Origin of the sequence: Streptococcus mitis SK1080 (assembly GCF_000220085.1) — a bacterium.
Taxonomy (GTDB): Bacteria; Bacillota; Bacilli; order Lactobacillales; family Streptococcaceae; genus Streptococcus; species Streptococcus mitis_K.
The window spans coordinates 43,850-64,197 of sequence record NZ_AFQV01000019.1; the positions used below are offsets into that span (position 1 = coordinate 43,850).

Genomic DNA, 20,348 nt, shown 5'->3' on the forward strand with positions numbered 1-20,348 from the left:
TTGTCTCCTGTATCTATTTCTATCCTTTATTTTATCACGTTCCAAGGATTTTCACAAGTTGGAGGAAGGGGACAACAACTCTCGTACCCCTTCAAACATCTTTCCAAATCTCGTTCATGCTGATATTTGATAGCCGCCTTTTTGTCTTTTTCAAAAATGGTCTTGGTTAGATCTATGTCGTTGATGGCCGCAATTGCGACGGTGTAGTGAATGATATCAGCCAGTTCTTTTGCTAGTTCCTCATTTGAGTCCTTGATACCCTCTTTTCTACCAGAACGACCATTCAAAACCTCAGCTACTTCTCCGACTTCCTCCACTAACTTCATAAAGAGACCTTCCTCAGTTCGAGACTACTGGTAATGTTCGAGTAATACTCTTCGAAAATCAAATTCAAACTACGTCAGCTTCACCTTGCCGTACTCCAGTACAGCCTGCGGCTAGCTTCCTAGTTTGCTCTTTGATTTTCATTGAGTATAACTAGTCTTGTAATTGTCTAAACGTTAAATCCTTCATATCCTGCTCCTTGCAAAAAAAGCGAGACATCCGTCCCGCTCTTCTTATTTTTCGTCAATAACGATTCTTACTTTTTTGTCTTCAGTTGGGACAGAGTAGACAATCGTTCTTATCGCAGAAATAGTGCGACCCTTACGACCGATTACACGACCCACATCGCTTTGATCAAGATCCAAATGATATTCCAAAAATTCTGGTGTATCTTCAATCTTGATAGTTAAGGCATCTGGTTGTGAAATTAAGGGTTTCACAATCGCAATAATGAGATTTTCAATCGTATCCATCTGTCAACCTACTTTAAACTTATTTTGAGAATTTAGAATCGTGGAATTTCTTCAATACACCTTCTTTTGAAAGGATGTTGCGAACTGTATCTGAAGGTTGAGCTCCATCAGCCAACCATGCAAGAACGCGGTCTTCTTTCAAAGTTACTTGGTTTTCAGCAACAAGTGGGTTGTATGTTCCAACTGTTTCGATGAAACGTCCGTCACGTGGTGAACGTGAATCTGCTACGTTGATACGGTAGAAAGGTTTTTTCTTAGAACCCATACGAGTCAAACGGATTTTAACTGCCATTTTTAAAGTCTCTTTTCTTATTTTTTATTTCGGTGAAATAGCTGAGCTATTTAGCACATGTTCTATTATAGCAGATTTCTAACAGGTGTCAAGAAAAAAACTTGACAGACTATAAAATTTTTAAACCATTTATAAATTTGTTAGAAGTAGGAAATAAATGTTTGAAAGAGGCTATCAGTGAATACTATTTTAGAAAAATGTGATAAAAACCACCAAGTTAAGCCCTTCATCTCACCTGAACGTGATTTGAATGCTTGACTCCTAAATCCCAAGCGAAATATCAAGGATTTTAAGAATGATATCTACTAATTAATTCATAAAATATGAATCAATAGATTCTAAATAGGGGAATAGTTTAGTTCTGTAAAAATTAACTTCTACACCTACAAAGCTTATTCTGAGAGAGTTTATAACAGTCTAAGAAAAAAGTAGAGATTCATACAGTATCTAGATTTTCCAAAAATTCTTTATCATCAAATATTATTAACGAAACTATCCAAATCAAATCCGATGCATTGCTTCAAAGAATTCTTTAGTTGTTTGACTATCGAGGGCTTTTATTAAAAAAATTTTTCAAATAATTGCCACCTTGGCACATAAATTCTTGCTTTCCAGATTTAAATGTGATATATTTATAACATAAAATTTAAGTGTTATATATTTATAACATAAAAAAGGAGTCTATCATGAAAAAAAGTCAAAAAATGCGTGGCCTCATTGCAGTGATTGCCGTAGCTCTCTTTATTGATTTTACTGTTTTATTTGGTTCTAATCTTAGTTGGGGACCCAAGTTAGTTATTACTGGTATTTCAGTGTTAGGTCAAATTGTAGCTATTTGGGGCTGGCTACATAGGAAACCACGGCCTCATAAGAGGCAGAAAGGTAAGGGAAAGATTATTTTTGACTTGTCTGCTAAGCTTTACGCGATACTTGTGTTTGCAGCAAGCATTTTTTATACAGTAGGAATTTGGGTTGCGAACCCAAGCGAAAGTTCTGGTATTAAAGAATGGATTTTAGGAATTGGCCTCGTTATTGAAGTGATTGTATTTGTTTTTTTCTCCTTGAAAAATGTCAAGGAAACTCCGGACGAACGCTTTTATGCTAATTTAGCCAAGGCAGCTAGCTTGATGTTTGTTTTTATACTAGGCGCACTGATGATACTAGCAGTTATCATTGGGTATATGGGGTCTCTCACTCTTTACATGGGACAGATATTTATTAGCATAGCTGCCTTGATTTTCATCTTTGCGGTTGTCTATTTTATCTTGGAACGTAGAGGATAAGCATGGCCAAAGAAAGCAAGATTATTACTAATCTCAAATCTGTTCGTGAGTCCACAGGCATGACCCAGCAGGAGTTAGCCGACCTCATCGGCATGCGACGCGAGACAATTCTGCACTTGGAAAATAACCGTTACAATCCTTCGCTGGAAATGGCTCTTAAAATTGCTCAAGTTTTTAATCTGAAAGTAGAAGACCTCTTTGAACTCAGACAGAAAGAGGACGCATAATTCTTTTCGAGACCTAGTATTAAGCTCATTGATTAATTAGGAATTGAAGGTAAAAGAAAAATCCTTTGAAAATGTGCTCTTTTAAAATATAGTAATTCTTTCGAATTAACGTTTACTAATTGTGATACTTTACGAGCTTTCTTAAGATCTGGTTTCCTAAATACTTCGAGTACACTTATGGCATTGATGCCCCTAAGCAAGCGACTTTCTGGTTGGCTTCCTCTTAAACTGTCTTGTCACTAATATTTGAAATCCACTTCCTTTTAGGGTACAATGGTAGAAATGAATTTTTGAGAGGAATAGAATGAAAAAACTAGCAACCCTTCTTTTACTATCAACTATTGCCCTAGCTGGATGTAGCAGCATCCAACGTAGTTTGCGTGGTGATGACTATGTAGATTCTAGCTTGGCCGCTGAAGAAAGCTCCAAAGCAGCAGCACAATCTGCCAAGGAGTTAAACGATGCTTTAACAAACGAAAACGCCAATTTCCCACAACTATCTAAAGAAGTTGCTGAAGACGAGGCTGAAGTGATTCTCCACACAAGTCAAGGTGATATCCGCATTAAACTCTTCCCTAAACTCGCTCCTCTAGCAGTTGAAAACTTCCTCACTCATGCCAAAGAAGGCTACTATAACGGCATTACCTTCCACCGTGTCATCGATGGCTTCATGGTTCAAACTGGGGATCCAAAAGGAGACGGTACAGGTGGTCAGTCCATCTGGCATGACAAGGATAAGACTAAAGACAAGGGAACTGGTTTCAAAAACGAGATTACTCCTTATCTCTATAACATCCGTGGTGCTCTTTCTATGGCTAATACTGGTCAACCAAACACCAATGGCAGCCAATTCTTCATCAACCAAAACTCTACAGATACCTCTGCTAAACTCCCTACAAGCAAGTATCCAAAGAAAATCATCGAAGCCTATAAAGAAGGGGGAAACCCTAGTCTAGATGGCAAACACCCAGTTTTTGGTCAAGTGATTGACGGTATGGATGTAGTAGATAAAATTGCTAAAGCCGAAAAAGATGAAAAAGACAAGCCAACGACTGCTATTACTATCGATAGCATCGAAGTGGTGAAAGACTACGATTTTAAATCTTAAAAACCTAAAAAATACAGTACCCACATTCGGTACTGTATTTCTCTTATATTCATTTTAAGTTAGCTTGTTAAAATCCCATATTTGATCCATCCAGCCTTCATAAAAGTCTGGTTCGTGGCAGACCATAAGAATAGATCCCTTGTATTCTTTGAGAGCACGTTTGAGTTCATCCTTGGCATCCACATCCAAGTGGTTGGTCGGCTCGTCCAGCACTAAAACGTTGTTTTCACGATTCATCAAGAGACAGAAACGAACCTTGGCTTGTTCCCCACCTGACAAGACCTGAATTTGGCTTTCAATATGCTTGGTTGTCAAGCCACAACGGGCAAGGGCTGCACGAACTTCTGCTTGGTTAAGTGCAGGAAAGGCATTCCAGACAGCCTCTAGTGGTGTTTGACGATTGCCACCTTCTACTTCCTGCTCAAAATAACCAAGTTCTAGGTAGTCACCGCGTTCAACCTCCCCAGCGATTGGCGGGATAATTCCCAATAGAGACTTCAAGAGAGTTGTTTTCCCGATACCATTTGCCCCGATAATAGCAACCTTTTGATTACGTTCAAAAGTCAGATTTAAAGGCTTGGTCAGAGGACGGACATAACCAATTTGCAAATCCTTGGCTTGGAAAATAAAGCGCCCTGGTGTACGAGCCGGTTTGAAATCAAAGGATGGTTTTGGTTTCTCACTTTGCAGTTCGATAATATCCATCTTATCCAATTTCTTCTGACGGGACATGGCCATGTTTCGTGTTGCAACACGCGCTTTGTTTCGAGCCACGAAATCCTTGAGATCCGCAATTTCTTTTTGCTGACGTTCGTAGGCAGCCTCTAGCTGAGATTTCTTCATGGCATAGACTTCTTGGAACTGGTAGTAGTCACCAGAGTATCGCGTCAGCTGTTGATTCTCCACATGATAGACGATATTGATAACGTCATTTAGGAATGGAATATCGTGTGAAATAAGAACAAAGGCATTCTCATAGTTTTGGAGATAGCGCTTGAGCCAATCAATATGCTCAGCATCCAAGTAGTTGGTCGGCTCATCCAAAAGCAAGATATCGGGCTTTTCAAGGAGGAGTTTTGCCAACAGCACCTTGGTTCTTTGCCCACCTGACAAAGAGGTTACATCTGTATCCATGCCAAAGTCCATGACACCAAGGGCACGCGCTACTTCATCAATCTTAGCATCCAAGGTATAGAAATCACGACTCTCCAGACGGTCTTGAAGTTCTCCCACTTCTTCCATGAGAGCATCAACATCCGCTCCGTCTTCAGCCATTTCCATATAAAGGTCATTGATACGGACTTCCGCCTTGAAAAGCTCATCAAAAGCCGTACGGAGAACATCGCGCACCGACTGCCCTTCAGCAAGGACAGAGTGCTGATCCAAGTAACCGGCAGTCACATATTTGGACCACTCAACCTTCCCTTCATCTGGCAGCATCTTACCAGTCACAATGCTCATAAAGGTTGATTTTCCTTCACCATTGGCACCAACCAGACCGATATGTTCCCCCTTGAGGAGACGGAAGGACACATCTTCAAAAATTGCACGGTCACCAAAACCGTGACTCAGATTTTTAACTTCTAAAATACTCATTTTAATTCCTTATCTTGTTTTTATGTAATCGTTTATAAAGTAGCCAAGCCAGATAGCCACCCAAGGTATTGGTCCACAAATCATCAATTTCAAAGACGCGATTAAAATCAAAGAAAAAGTCCAAGACTAACTGTGTACACTCGATTCCAAGACTCACTAGAAAACTAAAAAAGAGCACTTTTCTTGTTTTCCGCAAATTTGGAAGGAGATAAAGGAGTTGGAACATCAGAGGAAAAAGCAAGAAGACATTGAGGACATTTTGTAGAAAAAGCCAACATAATTGTCCTATGTCACTCACTTCGCCCAGTTTCCAGAAAGAATTGAAAGGAGTCAAAAGAAAAACCAGGCGTCCAAGATGCTGAATACCTGGAGTTTCCACTCCCACGGGAGAATGTTCTTGAGGAGTAAAGCAAAAGTAAACGATACAAATACTATAGAAAATGACTCCCCAGACCAAAACATGATTATAACTCTTCTTCATCATTAAGGATTGACTGCTGCGACTGCTTTCTGGCGGTCACGTTTCATTGTATTGGAACGCAATTGTCCACAAGCTGCATCAATATCTGTTCCGTGCTCTTGACGAACCACACAGTTAACCCCTTTTTTCTTAAGCGTATCATAGAAGGCCAGGACGCGCTCTTTAGGACTACGGCTATATTGGTCATGCTCACTAACTGGGTTGTAAGGAATCAAGTTTACATAAGACAATTTCTTGATGTTCTTGAGCAATTCAGCCAATTCCAAGGCTTGTTCTACACCATCATTGACTTCATTGAGCATGATGTATTCAAAGGTCACACGGCGATTAGTTGTTTCGATATAGTACTCAATAGCAGCGAAAAGTTTTTCAATCGGAAAGGCGCGGTTAATCTTCATAATACTTGAGCGCAACTCATTGTTAGGTGCGTGAAGAGAAACGGCAAGATTGACCTGAACACCCTCATTAGCAAAATCACGAATTTTATGGGCCAAACCTGAGGTTGAAACCGTAATGTGACGAGCACCGATGGCCATTCCCTTGTCATCATTGATAGTACGAACGAAATTCAAGACATTGTTGTAGTTATCAAAGGGCTCACCGATTCCCATGACAACGATATGGCTGACGCGTTCGTCCTGACCACGCTCATCAAAGTATTTCTGAACCAGCATGATTTGCGCTACGATTTCACCGTTATTGAGGTCACGTTGTTTCTTAATCAAACCAGAAGCACAGAAGGTACAACCGATATTACAGCCGACCTGAGTGGTCACACAGACTGACAAACCATAGTGTTGACGCATGAGTACTGTCTCAATCAACATACCATCTGGCAATTCAAAAAGATATTTAACTGTCCCATCAGCAGACTCTTGAACGATACGTTGTTTCAAGGGATTGACCACAAACTGGTCATTAAGCTTAGCAATCAAATCCTTGGAAAGGTTGGTCATTTCTTCAAATGACTGGACACGTTTACGGTAAAGCCATTCCCAGATTTGATCTGCACGGAATTTCTTTTCTCCTTGCTCCAAAACCCATTCCTGCATGGTTTGACGTGTTAAACTATAAATTGACGGTTTCATTTCTTCTCCTTATTCTATACTCACTTCTGACGAATGACAAAATGACGTTGCCCCTTGTCCTCTTTCTGAGAATGCTGGTCCTTCTGACGACGTCTATTTTTCTTATCTGCATTCGGTTTTCGTTTGGTTTGAACCGGTTTCTTTCCTTTTCTAGAAGGCTGCTCTTCTTCCTTTTTACGCATTTTCTTGTCAAATGATGCTCGCTTAGGGGCTTCATTTTCTAAGACAAAATAGGCACAACCATAACTACAATACTCTAAAAGATAGTCTTGTAAACGACTGATTTTTTCAAGTTTTTCTTCTGTTCGATCATCCTTATAAAAACCTCGTAGACGAAGCTGTTCGTTGCTCCAGTCTCCCACGATATAATCAAACTTGGTTAAGACTTCTGAAAAACGCTGATTAAAAGCCGTCACATCGAAGGCATCCTTGATGTTTTCCACCAAGGAAAAAGCTATCCCTTCCGTTTCAACCTTGTCCCCGTGTAAATGAAACTCAGGACCAGGAAACTTGTTATAGTTGTATAATTCAGGTGCAATTTCTTTTCGCATAGATATCCTTTTTTCACGATTACTTAATACTTTATTCTACCATAATTTCTAGCAGTTAGCACGTTTCTCATAAAAATGAAAAAAGTCTGACGATTTTGTCAGACTCGAATCATATAACCTTAAAAAGAGAAGAACAATTCTTCCCTCCAACTATCATTATTTAGCAGCTGCGTACAATTCATCTACTTTGTTCCAGTTGATCACTGAGAAGAAAGCTTTGATGTAGTCAGGACGCACGTTGCGGTATTTCACATAGTAAGCATGTTCCCAAACGTCCAAGCCCAAGATTGGTTTTTTACCTTCTGAGATTGGTGTGTCTTGGTTTGCTGTTGAAGTCACTTCAAGTTTACCTTCTTTGTTAACAACCAACCATGCCCATCCAGAACCGAAACGAGTTGTTGCTGCTGCAGTGAAGGCTGCTTGGAATTCTTCAAATGAACCAAATGTTGCATCGATTGCTGCTGCCAGTTCTGCTGAAGGAGCTGTTTTTTCAGGAGTCATCAATTCCCAGAAAAGAGCGTGGTTCAAGTGTCCACCACCGTTGTTGATAAGTGCTTGACGGATATCAGCTGGGATAGATTCTACATCAGCAAGCAAGGCTTCAAGGTCTTCACCAATTTCAGGGTGTTTTTCAAGAGCTGCATTAGCATTGTTGACATAAGTTTGATGGTGTTTGTCATGGTGCAAGTGCATTGTTTCCGCATCGATGTATGGTTCCAAAGCGTCGTATGCATATGGAAGTTCTGGTAAGATAATAGCCATCTGTAATACCTCTTTTTCTTTCTATATGAAAATGATAACGCAAACATTCACTTTTTTCAAGTTTTTTGCTTATAGATAAGGAAATCACTGAGATACTTTCTAACTAATACTCTTCGAAAATCTCTTCAAACTGCGTCAACATCGCCTTAGGGTATATATGTGACTGACTTCGTCAGTCTTATCTACAACCTCAAAACAGTGTTTTGAGCTGACTTCGTCAGTTCTATCCGCAACCTCAAAAACATGTTTTGAGCTGACTTCGTCAGTTCTATCCACAACCTCAAAACAGTGCTTTGAGCAACCTGCGGCTAGTTTCCTAGTTTACTCTTTGATTTTCATTGAGTATAAAGCAAGAAACCCACGACAAGCTAATCCTGACGCGGGTTGTAGTTTCAAAACAAGTATCAATTGACCTGACTAGCAATCTGCAAGAGTGCCTTTTCAAAAAGGAAACCTTTTTCATAAAGACCTGTCTTAATCTGATAGTCTGTCTCAATCAAATAGGAAATAGCTTGCTTCAAAAAACTCAAGGAAAGTGCTCGCGAATCTCTCAGCGCAAACTTGATTTGATAGGGATTGGGAGTGCGTCCTAGATAACTACCTAAACTACTTGCAATCTGTGATTCTGTTTGCCCAGACTCCGCCAAAATCTTCACCTGAGTAAAAGTCCGAAACTGTCCTAACATGACTGCAATCAACTTGATTTCATCTTCACCTTGCAAGGTCAAGTCTCTAACTAATTCGCGCGCCTGGTCCATCTTTTTAGTCAGAATAAACTGAGTTAAATCAAAAATATTGTCCTGCAAGGTCTTGGGAATAGCATTGACAATATCCTCTTCCTCGATAACAGAATCTGCCTTATAGGACTGTAAAAAGAGCAGATTTTTCTGGATTTCGCTAAATTGAAAACCAGATTTGATAAGTAGATTTTCAAAGGATTGCCCCAAAAACTGCAGACCTTGTTTCTGGCTCCACTTTTGGAAATACTGGCGCAATTCTTGTTCTTTGGCTTCTACTGCATCAAAAACCTTGGCATCACGCTTAAGTAATTTAACCAGCCGTCTCTTACTATCCAGTTTTCCTTCCGCAAAGATCAACAACTTGGTTGTTGGCGAAGGGTTATCAAGGTATTCTTCAAACGACTTGAGCTCATCATCTGTTAAAAAGCGTTTCTTGGCTGTTGTGATATCAACAAAATGGTCTAATATCACGATTTTCTCATCCGCAAAGAAAGGAAGGCTGACCAACTCCAGTTCCACATCCTTGTAGACCGCTTCTTTCATATCAAAGTAGGCAAAGTTGAGGTCGGCAGAATCATACCCAATCTGTTTCAACACTTGACTCTTCATCACTTCAAACTGGCCCTGATCTATGCCTGTAAAAAGGCTCAGGCTAGGTAAATTTGATAAAGTCAACTTCTGGCTTTCTTCAATAGCTAGCATCTTCTCTCCTTTCTTCTGATTTTTCGATTTAATTTAGTCAATATAGCGCAATTTTCCACGGAAATCTTCTAGGCTCTCGTACCCTTTTTCCGCCATGATTGCTTTTAGTTCATTGGTAATACGTTCGAAGGCACCGACACCTTCTTTGTGAAGGGTGGTTCCCACCTGTACCATACTAGCACCACAGAGGATGTGTTCAAAGGCATCTCGACCAGTCAGAACGCCACCTGTTCCGATGATTTGGATTTGAGGATTTAAGCGTTGGTAGAAGGCGTGAACATTGGCTAGAGCAGTCGGTTTGATGTACTCTCCCCCAATCCCACCAAAACCATTCTTAGGACGAATCACGACAGATTCATCTTCTATATAGAGGCCGTTTCCGATAGAGTTAACACAGTTGACAAACTTGAGCGGGTATTTGTTGAAAATCGCTGCTGCTTGGTCAAAGTGAACAATGTCAAAATATGGTGGCAATTTAATTCCAAGTGGTTTGGTAAAGTAGGCAAATACTTCTGCCAAAATTCGGTCTGTCGTCTCAAAATCATAGGCAATCTGAGGTTTACCTGGCACATTTGGACAGGAGAGATTTAGCTCAGTCAGACCACGAAAATCACTCTCTTGGACTTTTTTCAAGATAGTATGGGTTTCCTCTGGAGACATTCCGACCAGAGATAAGAAGAAAGTTCGGTTCGGCTCTTTTTCCTGCAAATCCAAAAGATAATCCAAATAATAGTCTAAGCCATTATTTGGCAAGCCCATAGAGTTGATGGAACCAAGTGGAACATCTTGGTAGCGTGGTTCAGGATTTCCCTGACGAAAGTCCAAGGTCGCTGTCTTAGTGACAAAGGTTCCTGCCACTGAGTTTTTAACCCCTTCCAGCTCCTCTATCGTCATGCAAGCCACACCTGCTGCATTCATCAAGCAATTGTCAAACGCAAAACCAGCAATTTGTGTTTTCGTTGATACCATGATTCTGATCCTCCAGATTCCTTTTATTGCTAATATTATACCATATTTTCACAATTTCTCTTTGAGAAAGATATTTCAAAGAAAAAGGTTCGTATTTTATAAATTAAAGAAAAATCTGAACTAAATTGATAGAATTTTTAGAAAATTTTTGTTTTTCTCTTTACAGTTAAAAAAAATTCTGCTATAATGACACACATAATTAAATTAGAATTTAAGGAGAACGATATGACATCTGCTAAAGAATATATCCAAAGCGTGTTTGAAACTGTAAAAGCTCGTAACGGGCACGAGGCTGAATTCCTCCAAGCTGTTGAAGAATTTTTCAACACTTTGGAACCTGTATTTGAAAAACACCCTGAGTATATCGAAGAAAATATCTTGGCACGTATTACCGAGCCAGAGCGCGTGATTTCTTTCCGTGTTCCTTGGGTTGACCGTGATGGAAACATTCAAGTAAACCGTGGTTACCGTGTTCAATTCAACTCAGCTGTTGGACCATACAAAGGTGGACTTCGTTTCCACCCAACTGTAAACCAAGGGATTTTGAAATTCCTCGGATTTGAACAAATCTTCAAAAACGTCTTGACTGGACTTCCAATCGGTGGAGGTAAAGGTGGATCAGACTTCGATCCTAAAGGTAAAACAGATGCTGAAGTGATGCGCTTCTGCCAAAGCTTCATGACTGAATTGCAAAAACACATCGGACCATCACTTGACGTACCTGCTGGTGATATCGGTGTTGGTGGACGTGAAATTGGTTACCTTTATGGTCAATACAAACGCCTTAACCAATTTGATGCCGGTGTCTTGACTGGTAAACCTCTTGGATTTGGTGGTAGCTTGATTCGTCCAGAAGCAACTGGTTACGGTTTGGTTTACTACACTGAAGAAATGCTTAAAGCTAACAGCAACAGCTTTGCTGGTAAGAAAGTGGTTATTTCAGGTTCAGGTAATGTAGCTCAATACGCTCTTCAAAAAGCAACTGAACTTGGTGCAACTGTTATCTCTGTTTCTGACTCAAATGGTTATGTCATCGATGAAAATGGTATCGACTTCGATCTTTTGGTTGATGTTAAAGAAAAACGTCGCGCTCGTTTGACTGAGTATGCCGCTGAAAAAGCAACTGCAAGCTACCACGAAGGTTCTGTATGGACTTACGCAGGAAACTATGACATCGCTCTTCCATGTGCTACTCAAAACGAAATCAACGGTGAAGCAGCTAAACGTTTGGTTGCTCAAGGCGTTATCTGTGTATCTGAAGGTGCTAACATGCCAAGTAACCTTGATGCCATCAAAGTTTACAAAGAAAATGGTATCTTCTACGGACCTGCAAAAGCTGCCAACGCTGGTGGTGTAGCCGTTTCAGCCCTTGAAATGAGCCAAAATAGCCTTCGTCTCTCATGGACTCGTGAAGAAGTTGATGGACGTCTCAAAGACATCATGACAAACATCTTCAACACAGCTAAAACAACTTCAGAAACATACGGTCTTGATAAAGACTACCTTGCAGGAGCTAATATTGCTGCCTTTGAAAATGTAGCAAATGCTATGATTGCACAAGGTATTGTGTAAGATTCATTTGCTTAATCCTCAATCGCTATGATTGGGGATTTTTATGTTGAGTTAAACAGTTGGTATATTTACTTATTACATAAAGATGATGCCCCCTTTTGCCCCTTCTTGAACAAAAAGAAAAACCGCTACTCCTAAGAATAGCGGTTCAATCATGTTTTTAAGCTACTAATGTAGTCGCTCTATTATTTAAGAGTAACTGAAGCTCCAGCTTCTTCCAATTTAGCTTTGATTTCTTCAGCTTCTGCAGTTGCAACGCCTTCTTTAACAAGTGCTGGTGCACCGTCAACAAGTTCTTTAGCTTCTTTAAGACCAAGACCTGTGATTTCACGTACAACTTTGATAACGCCAACTTTTTTGTCGCCTGCAGATGTCAATTCAACGTCGAATGAATCTTTAGCAGCACCAGCGTCAGCAGCACCAGCTGCAGCAACAGCTACAGGAGCAGCTGCAGTTACACCAAATTCTTCTTCGATAGCTTTTACAAGGTCGTTCAATTCAAGGATTGAAGCTTCTTTAATTTCAGCAATAATGTTTTCAATGTTCAATGCCATTGTTATTTCCTCCAAATATGTTTTTAAATTTATAATATTTTTTGTAGCTAGGCTACGCTGCGTAGCTTAAGATTAAGCTGCGTCTTCTTTGTTGTCTGCAACCGCTTTGACTGCAAGGGCAACGTTGCGCACTGGCGCTTGAAGTACAGAAAGGAGCATAGAAAGAAGTCCTTCGCGGTTTGGAAGAGTTGCAAGAGCAAGAATCTCTTCTTTAGATGCGACAGCGCCTTCGATTGCACCACCTTTGATTTCAAGTGCTTCAGCGTCTTTAGCAAAATCGTTCAAGATTTTCGCTGGTGCGATAACATCTTCGTTAGAAAATGCTACTGCAGATGGTCCAACAAATACTGATGCAAGTTCTTCAAGACCAGCTTTTTCAGCTGCACGACGCAAGATTGAGTTTTTAATAACTTTATACTCAACTTCGCTTCCACGAAGCTCACGACGAAGAACTGTATCTTGCTCAACTGTCAAACCACGAGCGTCAACAACGACGATAGATGCAGCAGCTTTCATTTTTTCAGCTACTACGTCAACTAGTTCCGCTTTTTTAGCAATAATTGCTTCACTCATTAGTGTGTTCACCTCCGTAATTATTTTGCTTGGGGAATTTTTCTAAAAGAAAAACGCGCCCAAACCTAGACACGAAAGTACAATACGCTTCTTTTTACATGATACGTTTTGTCCTCGGTAGGATATTTATGAGTCAAGCTCCCCTACTGTCTTAGGCAGTTTTTTCAAACCGTATATAAGTATAGCATAGTTAAAAAAAGAATGCAAGATTTTTGCAAACTTTTTTTAAAATTTTTCGTGATTTTTCTTTTAAAGTTCTACTGTCAGGACTTGACCTTGCTTAACAACCTGTTCTCCAGCGATATAAACATCATCAACATCACTGGACTTGACAGCATAAACCAGGTGAGAGAGCATATTCTCTTGAGGTTGAAGATGGATTTTCCCTTGTGGTTGAATAACGAGAAAATCTGCCTGTTTACCTACTTCCAGACTTCCTATCTGTTCTTCCATCCCTAGGACCTTAGCCCCTTCGATTGTTAGTGCTTTGAGAGCTGTTTCAATCGGGAATTGGCTGGCATCCTCACTTTTCATCTTCTGAAGAAGGGCTGCAGTCCGTCCTTCCTCAAACATATCTAGATTGTTATTGGAAGCAACCGAATCTGTCGCAATTCCGACAGCCACTCCTGCTTTTTGAAGTTGGATGATTGGAGCAATCCCTGAGGCCAGTTTGAGATTGCTGATAGGGTTGTGGGCAATAGCCACTTGAGAGGATGCCAAGCGCTCAATTTCTCGCTCGTTTAATTCGACCCCGTGAGCAAAGACGGACGGATGATCTAAGTAACCCAGTTCTTCTAGAAAAGCAAGGGGGCGTTTGCCGTAGCGTTTCAGGATAACTCCTGATTCCTCCTTGGTCTCCGCCACATGGATATGGAGAGGAATATTTAGCTCTTTTGCCATGTCTAAACTCGCTTGTAGCAAGTCTTGATTACAGCTGTAAGGAGAATGAGGAGCTACCATCACCTTGAAATTTGGATTTTTATATCCAATAATTTCCTCAATGATTGCTCGAGTTCTGCTTATCGTCTCAGCAGTTGTTTCTGCCTCTGAAGAAAAGAGGGTCGGTGAGAAATAACAACGCATCTTGGAATCTTTCACTGCCTGATAAATCCGTTCAATCTCCACACCATTGGGATTATACATATCATTAAAGGTTGTTGTTCCTGACTGGAGCATCTCTGTCAGAGCTTCTTTGACCGCCTTAGTAGTCATGTCGGGAGTAAATCCTGCTTCTGCAGGCCAGATATAGTCATTGAGCCATTCATGGAGATTGCTATCATCTCGAATCCCTCTCAAACCTGTCATAGCAGAATGGGTGTGGCAATTGACCAAACCAGGCATAATCCAGGCTCCCTGATAGTCTATAATCTGCTCAGCTTGCTCTAAAATCTCTGACTTCTCTTGACCAACATAGACGATTTGAGAATCCTTAACTGCTAAGATTCCATTCAGATAAACATGGAAATCTTGATCACAAGTCACGATATTTACATGCTGATAGACTTTCATTGTTTTTCTCTTTCTAAGACCTTGATTTTTTTCTAGCTATTGTAACAAAAAAGTCACCCGAAGGCAACTTTTTTCGTTCATAAGATTTTAAAATAGAAAGGCTTATTCAGAGCTAAAAGCGGCAGCTTGCTGCATTTGGTAATACTTGCCTTTTCTAGCCATGAGGTCCTGATGATTGCCATGCTCCACAATATCGCCATCCACTAAGACTAGAATCATATCCGCATCCTGAATGGTTGACAAGCGGTGAGCAATGATAAAGCTTGTGCGCCCCTTCATGAGTTTAGCAAATGCATCCTGAACTAGCACTTCTGTCCGTGTATCGATGGAGGAAGTCGCCTCGTCTAAGATGAGAATCTTTGGAATAGCCAGAAAGACTCGGGCAATGGTCAAGAGCTGGGCTTGACCGACAGAGAGAGATTCTCCTGCATTTTCCAACTTGGTATCGTAACCCTGCGGCAACTGTTGGATGAAAAAGTCTGCATTGGCTGCTTTGGCAGCAGCATTCACTTGCTCCCGACTAGCATCAGGATTACAAAAGGCAATATTGTCATGGATGGTTCCTTGCTTGAGCCAGGTTTCTTGGAGCACCATACCAAACTGTTGTCTCAATGATGCCCGGGTATAGTCATAAATGGATTTCCCATCCAGCAAGATATCTCCCGAGTTAATGGGATAAAAACGCATGAGGAGATTGATAAGGGTTGATTTTCCAGCACCTGTCGGACCAACAATAGCTACCTTGCTACCAGCTGGAATATCAATAGATAAATCCTTAATCAAAATCTTTTCAGGATGGTAGCCAAAAGAGACATGTTTAAAGGAAATAGCTCCCTTAACTTGGTCACTGGTCAACTCTTCCTTACCACTTTCAGCCACCTCAGGACTATCTAAGACTCCATAAACACGCTCCGCGCAAGCGAGAGCACTTTGCAACTCAGCTAGCACTGAAGAAATATCATTAAAAGGCTTGGTGTACTGTTGAACATAGTTCAAAAAAGTCACTAAGCGTCCAATGGTCAAGGTAGAGCCTATCATGATACGATAAGCTCCCACTCCAGCTAGAAGGGCATAAATAAGCGCATTGACAAAGCGAGTCGAAGGATTGACCGTTGAAGAATAAAAGATAGCTGACTGAGAATAGCCTGAGTAGTTGGCATTCGCCTCGTGCAGTCTTTGGATAAAATCTTCTTGAGCATTAAAGGACTGGATAATGGTCTGCTGGCTCAACGATTCTTCAATCAACTGAGTCTGAATTCCCCTCGTCTCTGTTTGCTTTTGGAAGAGATGATAGGAGCGTTTGGCAATAAAGCGTGAGATTACCATAGACAGTGGCGTCAACAGCAAGACCAAGAGGGTCATGAGGAGGTGAATTTGAAGCATGGCTAGAATACTAACCAAAATCATCAAGACACCAATGAAAAATTGGTTAAAAATCATGGTCAAGCCGGCTGCCAACTGTTCTATGTCTGTTGTTACACGACTGACCATCTCTCCACTTCCTTGCTGATCCACAAAAGCAATCGGTAAACGATGGAGCTTATGGATGATTCGCTCTCGTAAGTCTCTGGTATAAGAGAAGATTAGGCGATTATAAAGAAGAGGATTGGCCCATTGTACCAGTGTATTTCCTATGACCACCAAGATCATTTGGAGAAAAATCTGCCAAAAAACTGGTGAAGAATCAACCACTAGGACTTGGTCGATGACCTGCCCAATCAGAATAGGTAGGTAAATTGATAAGCCTACCTGGGCAATGGTTCCTAGAAAAGTTAGGAAAAGGAGGAAGGGATGGCTTGCTAAATCTTTGGCCAAACGCGTGAGCGTCTGGTTTGCAGTTTGTCGTCTCATGCTAGTCCTCCTTTCCATGTTGGGATGCATTGATTTCACGATAGACTTGACTCGATTTCATCAAGTCCTCGTGCTTGCCGATAGCTAGGAGTTCACCTTTTTCCAAGAGGAGAATCTGGTCTGCCATCCGAAGTGTTGAGGTTCGTTGAGAAATCAAGATTAAGCTCGTGTCTGGCAAGTTTTCTCGAATAGCTTTCAAGAGTTTGGACTCGGTAATAGTGTCGAGGGCCGAGGTTGCATCATCTAGGATGAGAAATGGAGCTTGGCGCAATACCGCGCGAGCAATAGACAGCCTTTGTTTTTGTCCACCTGAGAAATTTCGCCCTCCTGCCTCAACAGTGGCATCCAAAACTCCTTCCTTTTCACTGACAAAATCCTTAGCTTGCGCAATTTCTAAGGCCTGCCAAAGTTCTTGGTCAGTCACTTCTTGATTGAAACCTAGAGTCAAGTTGGAACGAATGGTTCCCTTAAAGAGTTCGACCTTTTGGGGCACATAGGCAATCCATGACCGCCACTGCTCAAGATTACGAGGACTACATCCATCTCGATAAAGGTCAATGCTCCCCTTGTCTGCTGGATAAAGTCCAAGTAAGACTTGCACCAAACTTGATTTACCAGAACCCGTTCCCCCAATAATACCAAGGATTTGCCCTTGCTTCATATCAAAGGAAATGTCTCTCAGAGAAGGCTGAGCCGCATCTGGATAGGTAAAGGTCAGTTCTTGAACTTGTAAAACCTGATCACTGGTAGCTTGCTTTTGTTCTAATTCTGAATGGATGTCTTCTGGAGCCTCAGCAAAGACTTCCTCAATTCGCTTAGCTGAGATATAGGATTGGTTGAGAGAATTTATCAGCATGGCTAGCTTGACCAATTCCACCAAGATCTGTAAGAGATAGTTGATAAGGGCGATCAGAGCACCTTGACTGAGCAATCCTCCTTGAATAGAAACATATCCCTGCCAGATAATAATAAGGAGGGTTCCAGTAACAATCAAATAGGTAAGAGGTGTTAATAAACTAAACCAGAAACCTGTCTTTTCTTGTAATCTAGCATAGACTTGGTTAAGGATTTGAAAAATTTGTAACTCTCGTTTTTCTTGCCCAAAAGCACGAATAACCCGCATCCCTTGTAATTGCTGGCGCATTTCTTGAACCAGTTGGTCCGTTTTCTTTCTGAGACTACTGTAGAGAGGATTGACCAGTCGAGATAGCCCTACAATGACGATAGTCAAAATCACAACCATGACCAAGAACCAGAAAGTCAACTCAGCTGAGAGGCGATAAGCCATAAAAATGGCACCAAAAACGATAATAGGCGCTCGCAAAAAGAGACGCAGGAATTGATTAATCCCAGTCTGAATCTGATAGGTATCCGAAGTCAAGCGAGTGACCAAGCTAGAAGTTGTCAAACGGTCTCTGCTGTCCTTGGGCAATGAAAGAATATGGCGATAGAGATCATCTGTCAGTCCTTTGACAAATCCAACCGCAGCCTTAGCTGAGTAGAACTGAGCTATTAAAGCCACCACAACACCAATTACTGTAAAGATAAGGAGCAGGCCAATCTGCATCCATAGATGACCTTGATTTCTTTGGGGCAAGGATTGGTCAACAATCTCAGCAATCACCATGGGAACCAAGAGCTCAAAAACAGCTTCAAGCAGCTTGAACAGGGGTGCTAAAATTGATTCCTTGATGTAAAGTTTGAAGTAAGATAATAGGTGTTTCATAAATCCCTTCTATTCTTATTCTGGAAATGAAGAAAGTGGGAAGCCCCACCTTCTCAGTTTTATTTGTTTAAGTACGGTAATAAATAGTCATATCCTTCCTCTTCCATCTCATCCTTGGCTACAAAACGCAAGGATGCAGAATTAATACAGTAACGGAGGCCACCAAACTCACGCGGTCCATCTGTGAAAACATGACCCAAGTGAGCATTGCCTGACCGAGAACGAACCTCGATTCGCTCCATTCCATGACTCAGGTCCTTGTAATAATGAATCAATTCCTTGGAAATCGGACGGCTAAAACTTGGCCAACCACAACCTGATGCAAACTTATCCTTGGCAAAAAAGAGTGGCTCACCTGTCGTAATGTCTACATAAATCCCTTCTTCAAAGGTTTGCTCATAGGCATTGGTAAATGGAGCCTCTGTAGCAGCTTCTTGGGTAACACGATAAGATTCTTCTGATAATCTTTCCTTCAACACTTCTTGACTAGGCTTTTCATAATTTGCTGCGTCAATCAATGGCTTCTCAGCATCGATCACATCGATATGACAGTAACCTGAAGGATTTTTCTTAAGATAGTCTTGGTGATAGTCTTCAGCTAAAATGTAATGACGTAGTTTCTCCACCTCTACTGCAATCTTGCGACCAAGCATACGTTCCTGCTCCTGCACCACTGTGTAGATAGCTGGCAAGTCTGCTTCATCTTGGTAATAAATCCCAGTTCGATATTGGCGACCACGGTCATTCCCTTGTTGATTGATTGACAAGGGATCGATGACTCGGAAATAATAAAGCAAAATCTCTCTGAGTGACACTGTCTTCTCATCGTAAATCACTTGCACCGTTTCTGCATGGTCTGTTTCCTTGAGCAACTGATAATTGGTCGTTTCGACTTGTCCATTAGCGTAGCCTACACTGGTTGCAAGGACTCCAGAAATACGGGAAAAATATTCCTCTAAACCCCAAAAACAACCACCTGCTAGATAAATTTCTGCCATCTTCGTTTCTCCTTTATCAAGTTTTTAACTAGACTTCTTTTCAAAAAAAGGATAGGAAGCCCTCTGGTCAAGAGTTTCCCCATCCTATCTTCTATTCTTTATTTTGCTTGGACACGTACACCTTGGGTATCAACTTTCAAATCATGCAATTTTCCTTTGAAAGGTTGCTTTTCCAATTCTGCCTTAATCGTTGGCATCTTGTCATGAGAAGCCAAGACCATCACTGTTGGTCCAGCACCAGAAAGGTAGGTCGCATAGGCACCATTCTCTTTGGCTACTTGCTTAATCGTAGAAAATTCTCTCACCAAGTCCTGACGGTAACGTTCGTGGAAGAGGTCTCCCTCGATTGCTTGCCCAGCTGTCACCATGTCTCCTGCCAACAAGGCAGCAACCGCCACATTGGCGATAGAACTAGCAGCAACAGCTTCCTTGTAGGACAATTTTTTAGGCAAGACACCACGGCTATCGCGAGTGCGTAGTTCATAGTTAGGAATGTAAGCTAGAAAATCACATTCTGGGAAGTCTGCCACAATCGCAGAGACTTGCCCTTCAACGGAACTCGCAATAACGAGATTACCATAAATGGCTGGAGCCACATTGTCAGGATGCCCTTCAATCTTGGTCGCCAACTGCAATTTTTCATGGTCAGACAAGTTGAGCTGGCCTAATTGGTTGGCTAATTCAATCCCAGCAACAATAACTGAGCTAGAAGAACCCAAACCACGCGCCAAGGGAACATCGCTGGTCATTTTCAAGCGTCTTGGGTGTAAGTCTGGTACAATTTGCAAGGCGATTTTGAGCAAGAGATTACGCTCGTCATGAGGAATCCATTTGCCAATTTGGTGTTCAATCAACCACTCATATCGTTCTTCGCAGACCTCAATTTGAAGATACTTGGTTACAGCTACACCGACCGAGTCAAATCCTGGCCCGATATTGGCACTGGTTGCAGGTACAATAATTTTCATC

At 41.3% G+C, this 20,348-nt stretch carries 20 protein-coding genes, 1 pseudogene and 1 other annotated feature; of the genes and pseudogenes, 4 read left to right on the forward strand and 17 right to left on the reverse strand.

What is annotated here, in order from left to right; translation table 11 throughout:
• Positions 1-26: 26 nt before the first annotated feature.
• From HMPREF9957_RS07795 to rpsP, 3 genes and pseudogenes are all read right to left on the reverse strand, one after another.
• A pseudogene (locus HMPREF9957_RS07795) lies at positions 27-371 on the reverse strand (MazG nucleotide pyrophosphohydrolase domain-containing protein); the annotation flags it as partial.
• 186 nt (positions 372-557) lie between these two features.
• Positions 558-797 (reverse strand): RNA-binding protein KphA, encoded by a 240-nt coding sequence (gene kphA, locus HMPREF9957_RS07800; protein WP_000379617.1) that lies wholly within the window; start codon positions 795-797, stop codon positions 558-560.
• Positions 798-816: 19 nt separating this feature from the next.
• Positions 817-1,089, reverse strand: coding sequence for a 30S ribosomal protein S16 (gene rpsP / locus HMPREF9957_RS07805; RefSeq protein ID WP_000268760.1), 273 nt, complete (start codon positions 1,087-1,089; stop codon positions 817-819).
• A gap of 686 nt (positions 1,090-1,775) precedes the next feature.
• Between rpsP and HMPREF9957_RS07810 the strand changes: the two genes are divergently transcribed.
• The 3 genes from HMPREF9957_RS07810 to HMPREF9957_RS07820 all read left to right on the forward strand — a co-directional run bounded on the left by HMPREF9957_RS07810 (position 1,776) and on the right by HMPREF9957_RS07820 (position 3,707).
• Entirely contained in the window at positions 1,776-2,372 is a 597-nt protein-coding gene (locus tag HMPREF9957_RS07810) for a hypothetical protein (RefSeq protein ID WP_000749561.1), read from the forward strand.
• Between the two features lie 2 nt (positions 2,373-2,374).
• Complete coding sequence (locus HMPREF9957_RS07815) at positions 2,375-2,599, forward strand: helix-turn-helix transcriptional regulator (protein ID WP_001041096.1); 225 nt, start codon at positions 2,375-2,377, stop codon at positions 2,597-2,599.
• A gap of 304 nt (positions 2,600-2,903) precedes the next feature.
• Entirely contained in the window at positions 2,904-3,707 is an 804-nt protein-coding gene (locus HMPREF9957_RS07820; protein ID WP_000731898.1) for a peptidylprolyl isomerase, read from the forward strand.
• Positions 3,708-3,761: 54 nt separating this feature from the next.
• On the opposite strand, the gene HMPREF9957_RS07825 is transcribed toward HMPREF9957_RS07820, so the two are convergent.
• The 7 genes from HMPREF9957_RS07825 to HMPREF9957_RS07860 all read right to left on the reverse strand — a co-directional run bounded on the left by HMPREF9957_RS07825 (position 3,762) and on the right by HMPREF9957_RS07860 (position 10,596).
• The gene (locus HMPREF9957_RS07825; RefSeq protein WP_000025384.1) at positions 3,762-5,303 is read right to left on the reverse strand and encodes an ABC-F family ATP-binding cassette domain-containing protein; all 1,542 of its coding nucleotides are present in this window, start codon (positions 5,301-5,303) and stop codon (positions 3,762-3,764) included.
• Between the two features lies 1 nt (position 5,304).
• Positions 5,305-5,787, reverse strand: a complete 483-nt coding sequence (locus HMPREF9957_RS07830) for a VanZ family protein (protein WP_000976571.1) — start codon at positions 5,785-5,787, stop codon at positions 5,305-5,307.
• A complete protein-coding gene (rlmN, locus tag HMPREF9957_RS07835; RefSeq protein ID WP_000804760.1) occupies positions 5,787-6,872 on the reverse strand; it encodes a dual-specificity RNA methyltransferase RlmN in 1,086 nt (361 codons plus the stop codon). The genes HMPREF9957_RS07830 and rlmN overlap by 1 nt, the downstream gene beginning before the upstream one ends.
• A gap of 20 nt (positions 6,873-6,892) precedes the next feature.
• Complete coding sequence (locus tag HMPREF9957_RS07840) at positions 6,893-7,423, reverse strand: YutD family protein (protein WP_001224344.1); 531 nt, start codon at positions 7,421-7,423, stop codon at positions 6,893-6,895.
• 156 nt (positions 7,424-7,579) lie between these two features.
• The gene (gene sodA / locus HMPREF9957_RS07845; protein ID WP_000974746.1) at positions 7,580-8,185 is read right to left on the reverse strand and encodes a superoxide dismutase SodA; all 606 of its coding nucleotides are present in this window, start codon (positions 8,183-8,185) and stop codon (positions 7,580-7,582) included.
• Positions 8,186-8,589: 404 nt separating this feature from the next.
• Positions 8,590-9,627 (reverse strand): DNA polymerase III subunit delta, encoded by a 1,038-nt coding sequence (gene holA, locus HMPREF9957_RS07855; RefSeq protein ID WP_000879637.1) that lies wholly within the window; start codon positions 9,625-9,627, stop codon positions 8,590-8,592.
• A gap of 33 nt (positions 9,628-9,660) precedes the next feature.
• Positions 9,661-10,596: a dihydroorotate oxidase gene (locus HMPREF9957_RS07860; protein ID WP_000255152.1), complete on the reverse strand. Its 936-nt coding sequence runs from the start codon at positions 10,594-10,596 to the stop codon at positions 9,661-9,663.
• 225 nt (positions 10,597-10,821) lie between these two features.
• Here HMPREF9957_RS07860 and gdhA point away from each other — a divergent pair, with 225 nt between their 5' ends.
• On the forward strand, positions 10,822-12,168 hold the full coding sequence (gene gdhA, locus HMPREF9957_RS07865; protein WP_000199547.1) for an NADP-specific glutamate dehydrogenase: 1,347 nt from the start codon (positions 10,822-10,824) through the stop codon (positions 12,166-12,168).
• A 185-nt stretch (positions 12,169-12,353) separates the two neighbouring features.
• Here gdhA and rplL read toward each other — a convergent pair whose 3' ends face one another.
• The 7 genes from rplL to thrB all read right to left on the reverse strand — a co-directional run bounded on the left by rplL (position 12,354) and on the right by thrB (position 20,347).
• The gene (gene rplL / locus HMPREF9957_RS07870) at positions 12,354-12,722 is read right to left on the reverse strand and encodes a 50S ribosomal protein L7/L12 (protein ID WP_001196965.1); all 369 of its coding nucleotides are present in this window, start codon (positions 12,720-12,722) and stop codon (positions 12,354-12,356) included.
• Positions 12,723-12,794: 72 nt separating this feature from the next.
• Positions 12,795-13,295: a 50S ribosomal protein L10 gene (gene rplJ / locus HMPREF9957_RS07875; protein WP_001287281.1), complete on the reverse strand. Its 501-nt coding sequence runs from the start codon at positions 13,293-13,295 to the stop codon at positions 12,795-12,797.
• A gap of 38 nt (positions 13,296-13,333) precedes the next feature.
• Positions 13,334-13,469: a sequence feature (ribosomal protein L10 leader region), on the reverse strand.
• A 75-nt stretch (positions 13,470-13,544) separates the two neighbouring features.
• Positions 13,545-14,804, reverse strand: coding sequence for a TRZ/ATZ family protein (locus HMPREF9957_RS07880; protein WP_000870438.1), 1,260 nt, complete (start codon positions 14,802-14,804; stop codon positions 13,545-13,547).
• A gap of 102 nt (positions 14,805-14,906) precedes the next feature.
• Complete coding sequence (locus tag HMPREF9957_RS07885) at positions 14,907-16,655, reverse strand: ABC transporter ATP-binding protein (protein WP_001254297.1); 1,749 nt, start codon at positions 16,653-16,655, stop codon at positions 14,907-14,909.
• A gap of 1 nt (position 16,656) precedes the next feature.
• Positions 16,657-18,381, reverse strand: a complete 1,725-nt coding sequence (locus tag HMPREF9957_RS07890) for an ABC transporter ATP-binding protein (protein ID WP_000681669.1) — start codon at positions 18,379-18,381, stop codon at positions 16,657-16,659.
• Positions 18,382-18,440: 59 nt separating this feature from the next.
• The gene (gene msrB, locus HMPREF9957_RS07895; RefSeq protein WP_000818191.1) at positions 18,441-19,379 is read right to left on the reverse strand and encodes a peptide-methionine (R)-S-oxide reductase MsrB; all 939 of its coding nucleotides are present in this window, start codon (positions 19,377-19,379) and stop codon (positions 18,441-18,443) included.
• A gap of 98 nt (positions 19,380-19,477) precedes the next feature.
• Positions 19,478-20,347, reverse strand: coding sequence for a homoserine kinase (thrB, locus tag HMPREF9957_RS07900; RefSeq protein ID WP_000692445.1), 870 nt, complete (start codon positions 20,345-20,347; stop codon positions 19,478-19,480).
• Position 20,348: the final 1 nt, after the last annotated feature.

Coding starts and splice junctions, on each gene's coding strand:
- kphA (WP_000379617.1), bottom strand. CDS start 797: ATGGATACGATTGAAAATCTCATTATTGCGATTGTGAAACCCTTAATT.
- rpsP (WP_000268760.1), bottom strand. CDS start 1,089: ATGGCAGTTAAAATCCGTTTGACTCGTATGGGTTCTAAGAAAAAACCT.
- HMPREF9957_RS07810 (WP_000749561.1), top strand. CDS start 1,776: ATGAAAAAAAGTCAAAAAATGCGTGGCCTCATTGCAGTGATTGCCGTA.
- HMPREF9957_RS07815 (WP_001041096.1), top strand. CDS start 2,375: ATGGCCAAAGAAAGCAAGATTATTACTAATCTCAAATCTGTTCGTGAG.
- HMPREF9957_RS07820 (WP_000731898.1), top strand. CDS start 2,904: ATGAAAAAACTAGCAACCCTTCTTTTACTATCAACTATTGCCCTAGCT.
- HMPREF9957_RS07825 (WP_000025384.1), bottom strand. CDS start 5,303: ATGAGTATTTTAGAAGTTAAAAATCTGAGTCACGGTTTTGGTGACCGT.
- HMPREF9957_RS07830 (WP_000976571.1), bottom strand. CDS start 5,787: ATGATGAAGAAGAGTTATAATCATGTTTTGGTCTGGGGAGTCATTTTC.
- rlmN (WP_000804760.1), bottom strand. CDS start 6,872: ATGAAACCGTCAATTTATAGTTTAACACGTCAAACCATGCAGGAATGG.
- HMPREF9957_RS07840 (WP_001224344.1), bottom strand. CDS start 7,423: ATGCGAAAAGAAATTGCACCTGAATTATACAACTATAACAAGTTTCCT.
- sodA (WP_000974746.1), bottom strand. CDS start 8,185: ATGGCTATTATCTTACCAGAACTTCCATATGCATACGACGCTTTGGAA.
- holA (WP_000879637.1), bottom strand. CDS start 9,627: ATGCTAGCTATTGAAGAAAGCCAGAAGTTGACTTTATCAAATTTACCT.
- HMPREF9957_RS07860 (WP_000255152.1), bottom strand. CDS start 10,596: ATGGTATCAACGAAAACACAAATTGCTGGTTTTGCGTTTGACAATTGC.
- gdhA (WP_000199547.1), top strand. CDS start 10,822: ATGACATCTGCTAAAGAATATATCCAAAGCGTGTTTGAAACTGTAAAA.
- rplL (WP_001196965.1), bottom strand. CDS start 12,722: ATGGCATTGAACATTGAAAACATTATTGCTGAAATTAAAGAAGCTTCA.
- rplJ (WP_001287281.1), bottom strand. CDS start 13,295: ATGAGTGAAGCAATTATTGCTAAAAAAGCGGAACTAGTTGACGTAGTA.
- HMPREF9957_RS07880 (WP_000870438.1), bottom strand. CDS start 14,804: ATGAAAGTCTATCAGCATGTAAATATCGTGACTTGTGATCAAGATTTC.
- HMPREF9957_RS07885 (WP_001254297.1), bottom strand. CDS start 16,655: ATGAGACGACAAACTGCAAACCAGACGCTCACGCGTTTGGCCAAAGAT.
- HMPREF9957_RS07890 (WP_000681669.1), bottom strand. CDS start 18,381: ATGAAACACCTATTATCTTACTTCAAACTTTACATCAAGGAATCAATT.
- msrB (WP_000818191.1), bottom strand. CDS start 19,379: ATGGCAGAAATTTATCTAGCAGGTGGTTGTTTTTGGGGTTTAGAGGAA.
- thrB (WP_000692445.1), bottom strand. CDS start 20,347: ATGAAAATTATTGTACCTGCAACCAGTGCCAATATCGGGCCAGGATTT.